At 59.7% G+C, this 7,193-nt stretch carries 3 protein-coding genes and 1 pseudogene; 3 read left to right on the top strand and 1 reads right to left on the bottom strand.

The features are described 5' to 3' along the window. Positions 1–411 precede the first annotated feature (411 nt). Complete coding sequence (locus NKJ26_RS32835) at positions 412–2,583, bottom strand: CocE/NonD family hydrolase (protein ID WP_352699977.1); 2,172 nt, start codon at positions 2,581–2,583, stop codon at positions 412–414. A 731-nt stretch (positions 2,584–3,314) separates the two neighbouring features. Here NKJ26_RS32835 and NKJ26_RS32830 point away from each other — a divergent pair. From NKJ26_RS32830 to NKJ26_RS33735, 3 genes and pseudogenes are all read left to right on the top strand, one after another. Then, positions 3,315–4,187, top strand: a complete 873-nt coding sequence (locus NKJ26_RS32830) for a dihydrodipicolinate synthase family protein (protein ID WP_352699975.1) — start codon at positions 3,315–3,317, stop codon at positions 4,185–4,187. 199 nt (positions 4,188–4,386) lie between these two features. Then, the gene (locus NKJ26_RS32825; protein ID WP_352699973.1) at positions 4,387–5,241 is read left to right on the top strand and encodes an HAD hydrolase family protein; all 855 of its coding nucleotides are present in this window, start codon (positions 4,387–4,389) and stop codon (positions 5,239–5,241) included. A gap of 452 nt (positions 5,242–5,693) precedes the next feature. After that, positions 5,694–6,745 (top strand): annotated as a pseudogene (locus NKJ26_RS33735) (transposase); the annotation flags it as partial. Positions 6,746–7,193: the final 448 nt, after the last annotated feature.

The following is a 7,193-nucleotide window of genomic DNA, read 5'->3' as shown; positions in this document are numbered from 1 at the left end:
TCATGTTGTTAGTGCTAACAGTCCCCAGGGCCACTGTGAGGCCGGCATTTAGGTGGCGAGGCTAAGCAGTGCGGCTTCATCGGGCTTGCCAGTTATGAGGGGCCGCGTCGTGAGGCGTTCCCCTATCCCGATCAATCCTTCCCGTTCATTCAGAAGGGACCTGCTTTAGTCGCACCGCCGGCCACCATACTTACCTCGAACGCGCTGACCAGCCCAACGTTCGTCTACCTTGGCGCAAGCGCTGGAAGTACCGTGTGCGCGCCCCCAAAGGCCTCGAGCGATCTTCCTCCACGGCCGCGAATAACGTCGCTTAAACACCGCTTCCGGCACTCCATCACCGGGGCAATGGCGACCGGTGACAGGATGGGCCCAAGTCTCAAACCTCCGCTTCATTGGCAACGACAACGTGATTCATACGAGCAGGCGAGGAACGGTACGATCCCACGTCTTCGCGAAGACTTCCTTATCGTGCTCGAAAGCCTTAATCTGACCCACGAACAAAAAGTTGTCCTTGGTCAAGCTAAAACGAATGCGGCTCTCCACACGAACATCCCAGTCACCGCGTTTCATCGCCTCGACATATTGCGTCTCGACTTTGGCGCTGGTCGGATCATGGTCGAGTATTTCCGTCACCTCGCTGGCTGTCTTTGAAACTTCGGTGCCGGTGCCGTCGATCCTGTAACGTCCGGCAGCCAAACCGGCCAGCACATCGCCATGAAAAAGGGTACGCGTCGTAAGTTTATTGGTTGCGATATCCCATTCATGGGTTCTGGTCGGCGCAGGTGCTTGCTGCAAGACTGTTCGTCCCGACGTAGGCTCCGGCACGAAAGCCGGACCGAAGGAGTTCAGGTCCCCATCCTCGGCGCGCGGCGGTCGCACGGGCAGCTCAAGCTCGGACCGTCCGGCATAAAGCGTCAGCGTCACCGGCTCCGGCGACGGCCAGAACGACGGCCAATAGGTTGTCGACAGGGCAATTCTGATACGTCTGCCGGATTTGAAGACATGGGCACAATCCTGCAAAGGCAAGCGGACGCGATAGCGCTTGCCGGGCTCAAGCGGCTTGGGAAACTCATGGCTGTTCCGGTGGGTGAGATTGAGCACACCATAAGTGATCCGCTTCGAAAGACCGTCGGGCTCGACCTCATTGAGCCGAATGGCCAGGGCGGCCACCGGCTTGTCGACCGCCAGGTCAAGAGTGACCACCGGCTGGCCGAGAATTCCGAACTCCTCCTCGAGTGGCTCGGTATCGAATGTCAGCGAGCGAGCATCGTCCACTCGCTGATCGCTCGGCGCCTCGATGTCGATATCTCTGGCACTCCAGCGCGGCGCCGTGATTCCGACCGTCTGCAAAGGCTTGAGAACATGGGCGGTTTCAGCGCCGGGATTACTCCCTAGTCCATCCTGGTTGAGATAGAGTTTGCGGGGCGTGATGCGCGGCGACGGCCAACTTTCCTCGGCCACCCACCGTCCAGGACTCTGGTGCATGCCGCGCATTGTCGGCTCTCGCTGCATCCAGACCCGGTGCATCGGCTCGTCCATGATGCCGGTATCGATATCCTTGAGCCAGTAATCCCACCAGCGCAGCGATTCGGTGAGCCAGTCTATGGCCGGCCCCGGATCGACCTCGTTAGGATACTGATGTCCCCAGGGACCGATGAGGCCCTTGCGCGGGCATTTCAGGTTGGCGAGCATGCGGCTAACCGTGCAACGATAGGGATCAGCCCAGCTACCCACGGCATACACCGCACAATCGATACTAGCATAGTCTTCACTGATCGACCCGTGCTTCCAGAATGCATCGCGGTGCTGGTGGATAACCCAATTCAGCGAAGGGAAGTCCATGTTCTTGAGCCGCTGCATCCACATCTCGCGCCAGCGGTCCCCGACGATTGCCGGATCGGGCGAGCGTGCACAAAGAGCGGGCCATTGTCCTCCCCACTCGAAGAACATATTTTCGTTGATTAAGCCCCCGGTGTGATGCGCGTCGTCGGTATAACGGTCGTCGGTCGAGCACACCGTGATGATCGCCTTGAGCTCAGGTGGACGGCGGGCAGCCACTTGCAGCGCGCTAAACCCGCCCCAGGATTTCCCGAACATGCCAACCTTGCCCGTGCACCAAGTCTGGCTGGCGAGCCAAGCGATGATCTCCACCCCGTCGTCCTGCTCCTGTTTGACATATTCGTCCTGCGGCAATCCCTCGGAGTCGCCCGATCCGCGAATGTCGGGCCGCACACAGGCATACCCGTGGGATGCCAGATAGGGGTGTATGGTCTCATCGCGAAACCGCGTAACATCACGCTTGCGGTAGGGGATATATTCCAGGAGCACTGGCACCGGATTTTCCTCGGCATCCTCGGGCAGCCACATGCGAGCCGCAAGCTTCGTGCCATCGGACATCGGAATCCAGATGTTCTCGATGTCACGCACCCGGCGTAAACCTGCTTGCGACCCCGGCTGCCAGGCTTGGGCGTCGCTTGTCATGCTCACAGATGCCCCAGCATTGCTGCCGGTGGGAAGCGCCGCATTCACATCTTGAGGGGCGGTGGGCAATACCGAGCCACTATTCCTCTCGAAAACAGCCATTCAACATACCCCTCTCTCTTCGAATCCACATAACCAAGCGCGATGCCGAGGAGCATTAGGTCTCTCCCGACTCTCTCCCTACATGATACCTATTTGATACTAACGACAATATGTCGACAGTCAAGCCGACCTTCACCTCGGGCTGCCCAAAACAAATCTGCTTCCTATACGCGCCTACGGCGCTTTGTTTTTCCCGACATGCTACCGACAAACCGGAGGTAAGTTTTGAAGCGAGAATTGGTAGGTGTTACGCAGCGGGACTACCACATCGGTTTCATAAAGAGTCCCGGACAGCGGTCAGCTCTCACCGCGTTTTGCATCAATCAGGTGGCGTCCGCTCTTGAGCGCGCTTGACCGACCGTAGGCATATTGACCGAAGAAGCTGGGGAGTTCGGAAGCCGCGGTGACCGGCACGTTTCAGTAGGCGAGCAAGGTCAAGGCGAACCTCTCGTTTCAAGGGGTTGAGCCGAAAAATCCGTTGACAAAATCTTCGCACGACAATATGTCGACAATAATTGGCGGCCTTTGGCCTCTTAACAGGCTCGCAATGCGCGAGATAAGACGGACGGCTTTCATCGAGCCAAGAATCTTGCCACGCACGATCCGCGTAGCGGCCAGAGCGCTATCTGGATTCAGCTTCGCTGTTGTTCTCAGAGTTCCCCGAGGCGCATGTGCCTTGGGTTGAAAAGGATTTCATCCGCCCTGTACGGGCCGCTCAATGGGAGACTAGAATGAACACTCTGGAAGGCGTCTGCGTTCCCATTTGCACTCCATTCAAGGGCAATGGTGCAACTCTCGACATTGCAGCATTCGAGGCAAACATCGACTCGTTGGTCAAAAACGCTGTGCACATCATCGCGGTCAATGGCGGAACGGGTGAATTTCCGTTCCTGTCAGAATCGGAAAAGCGCCAGTTGGCCGAAGTGGCCTGCAGACGCGTTGATGGTCGCGCCAAAGTGATCGTCCAGACCTCGGCGATCCGTACCGAAGATGCTGTGGAGAACTCTAAGCACGCCGAAGGAGTAGGCGCTGATGCGGTTCTGGTTCTGCCGCCTTACTTCGAAGGCCCGGGCGAAGAGGGGGTGCGCTGGCACTATGAACAAATCGCCAAGGCGATCAAAACCCCGATCATGGCTTATAACATCCCGGCCTATACCCAGTTCGACATCACGCCGGAAGTCTTTGCCCGCTTTTCGGAGATCGACGGGGTAGATTACATTAAGGACCATACCGCCGACCCCAGCCGCATCGAAAAGCTCGCAGGGCAAGGCGCCAAAGTGTTCTGCGGCTGTGACTTTCTCAACTTTTTCGCGCTCGTGAACGGCGCCACCGGTCTATTTACCGGCTCCGGCAACGTAGCACCGGCGCAGATCCGTAAGCTCTGGGACCTGGTGAAGTCGAAGGACTACGAGCAGGCGGAAAAGGTCTGGAAGACCCTCCAGCCGATCAGCCGTCTGCTCTGGACGCTGCCCTTCAATCCGGTCGCCAAGGCCGGTAGCGAGATGACCGGCCGTAAGGCCGGCCGGTGCCGCATGCCTGTGCCACCGCTGAACGCTGATGAGATGAAGTTGGTCGAAGCTGCAGTCGAGGCGCTTTCGGCCTGATCCACGACTCCAAAATCCGGGCCGCCAGACCATCGTGCGGCTCGGAGCCTCTGGTTCTCCGGTTCCGATGACCCATCCCCTTGTCGCCTTTCCGCTTGAACGCGCGACATAGCCTTTCCACGGGCCGGTACACACGAGTACGAAGCGCCAATCGTTCTCCGCCGGGGCTACAAACGCTTCTACGTGAATGGAGATGCAGATGAACCGGCTCAGATTTGCAAGCGAGCGTTGCAGAACCGCGGTGCCGCGGCTTTTTGTTTGCGATGTCGATCGAACTCTGCTTACACATGGGCACGTGTTGCTCCCAACCGTTTCGGCGGCAGCACGGTCGCTACATTCGGTAAAGCTCCCCCTCATTCTTGCATCGGCGCGATCACCTGGGGGGTTAGAACGCGTGCATGCCCACGTGGGTGCATCGGACACGGTTTGCTGCTTCAACGGCGCATGGATCGGAAAGCTCTCATCAAGAACTGCACTGAAGGAAGCGCGCCTTGATCGCGAAACAGCGCTTGAGGCAATGACATTGGTTCACGACCTGGGCGGCAGCCCTATTTGGTTCGATCTGGAGACTTGTTTCGTTCTTAAGTCCGATGAACCAGTTGCACGACGGCGCACTGATGTCACTGGCGACTGTCTGCAACTCATCCGTAAACCAAACGACGCACCAAAAGCCCCTTTCAAACTGCTTGCCACTTTCCCCGACGAGACAATCGAAGCCTCCGTTTCGCTTCTATCGAGCAGGTTTTCCGGTGAACTCACGGTAGCGCGATCGGGCGCCAATCTGGTGGAGCTGGTCGGAAATGGCGTTCAAAAGGATGTCGCAGCTGCATTTATCGCGAACGAATTTGGTCTCGGTGCAAATGATGTTACTGCAGCAGGTGACTCCGATAATGATTTAGGTCTGCTTTGCTGGGCAGGGTTGGCAATCACCGTCTCCGATGCCAAACCGCATGTTCAAAAAATTGCAGACATCGTGGCACCATCTTGCGACGTTGGGGGATTGGCATTGGCTTTTGAGTGGATGGTTGAACGCAAATCGGCCTTCGTCCGGTAATTCCAAGACATCTGCGATCACGGCCGCAACCCCGGCGGCGGAAGTCGACCGCACGTTTCCTTTCGAGATCTCGGGAGACCTGCATGAGCCATGCCGTCATTGTTGGAACCGGCACGTCGGCCTCAACACGGCTCGTGCACTGATGTCCGAAGGCTAGCCTTCATATGTAAGCGCCACACTGTCCCCCCTCGTTCGGCGCATGAGTTGAATGTGCGAGCATCCTGCGATGAAAGAGGAGGATCCGCGTGGGGGAGCAGACGACAAAATGGACGTCCAATTGGACGTCTCGAGCAGTGGGTTACGCAGGCAGACAGGAGGTTCTGGAAGGTCCGACGGGACGTCGGGTAAGAAAGCCTGGATGGTGTCCCGCCGAGTAGATGCTGTGGGGCGAGCGGCGAGGGTGTGGCATCTTTCGGCGCTGTTAGAACCAACTCTTCAGAAGGAGGCGCCCCATGTCGCAGTCTTTTGACGCAAGCCGGTCCCTTACCGCTCTCGAACAGGATAACACGATCGTCGCCGTCATCGGAAATGAGCAAGGCGAAGTGGCTGATTGCCGCGCTTCCGGGTTTCAAGCGCCAGCCGCTGAAGAAGATTGATGCCGACGCGCCATCATTGTTGAAGCTGATGCAGCGCTGGCGCGACGAAGCCGGCCAGGCCGGGCGTACGATCAAGCGGATCGCCGTCGCCTATGAGGCGGCCGGCGACGGCTTTTGGCTGGCGCGCTGGCTGCGGGCGGGCGACATCGAGGCCTATGCCATCCACCCTGCCAGCGTTGCGGTGTCGCGTGAGCACCGGCGTGTCAAGACAGATAGCTCGACACGGAGCTTTTGATGCGCGCCTTTCTCGGCTGGCTGCGGGGCGAGAAGCGCCATTGCAGTATGGCGGCGATTCCGACGCTCGAAGAAGAGGACGCGCGGCGGCCGAACCGCGAGCGGCAGAGCTTGGTCGGTGAGCAGACGCGGCTCATCAACCGCATCAAGGCGATTCTCACCCGCTTCGGCATTCGCAGCTTCCGCTTGAGCCTGCGCAATGCGGCCGGCAGGCTCATGGCCATCCGCATAGCGGAGGGAACGCCGCTGCCGGACAACACCCGCGCCGAGTTGCACCGCTTGCTTGAGCGGCTCGACCTCCTGCGTGCGCAGATCCGCACCATCGAGGGCGACCGCCTGCGTAGGCTCGCCGCGGCTCCGGCTGCACCAGAAGGCCCGCATGCGATGGTGCTCCTCATCGCACGGGTCATCGGCGTCGGTGTCGAGACGGCGGACATGCTGGTCCACGAGATCCTGTCGCGCGGATTGCGTGATCGCCGCGCGGTGGCGCGCTATGCCGGGGCTCACGGGTTCGGCCCGACGAGAGCGGCAAACGCCGGCGCGAGAAGGGGCTGGCACGCGCCGGCAGTGCCCGCGTGCGGCATGGCATGATCCAACTGGCCTGGCGCTTTCTCCTCTTCCAGAAGGATAGTGCGCTGGCCCGATGGTTCCAGGCGCGCACGGCCGACGGCCGCATGGCCGCGCCGCACGTGCGCGGCGACAATCAAGGTGAGGTGCGCCAGGCCAAGCTGGCGAGTTCCAGCCGGTGCGAGTCCGGCCCGGGTAAGGAGTAGCGCCCGCCCGGTAGTGAGTGTTGCGGCGTGGGAGGTGACGACCACGGCGAAGCGTACACAACAATTATGCGGGGTGTGGGAGTGAGCCACGATAGTGATAAGATCGCAGGGGCCGAGACGTTCTCATCCGTCGAAGGCAATATGTGCGGAGCCGATAAGCGAGGCACCGCCGCCCTGCCGGGGTCTAGGGCCACATCACGTATGAAAGGAACGCGTCGGAACCTGGGAGATCTCCTGCCCGGCCGGGCGGCGTCAAGCCGCACCGGTCCGCAACGGGAAGGCGAGGAGCCGTAGCCGTTGATGCACGATCCAGAGAAGTCTGACACCGGCATAGTAGCTGTGAAGCCGA

The organism is Mesorhizobium sp. M0152 (assembly GCF_040322415.1).
Lineage (GTDB): Bacteria > Pseudomonadota > Alphaproteobacteria > Rhizobiales > Rhizobiaceae > Mesorhizobium.
Note: the sequence above shows the minus strand (reverse complement) of the source record. Positions and strands in the feature narration are given on the sequence as shown.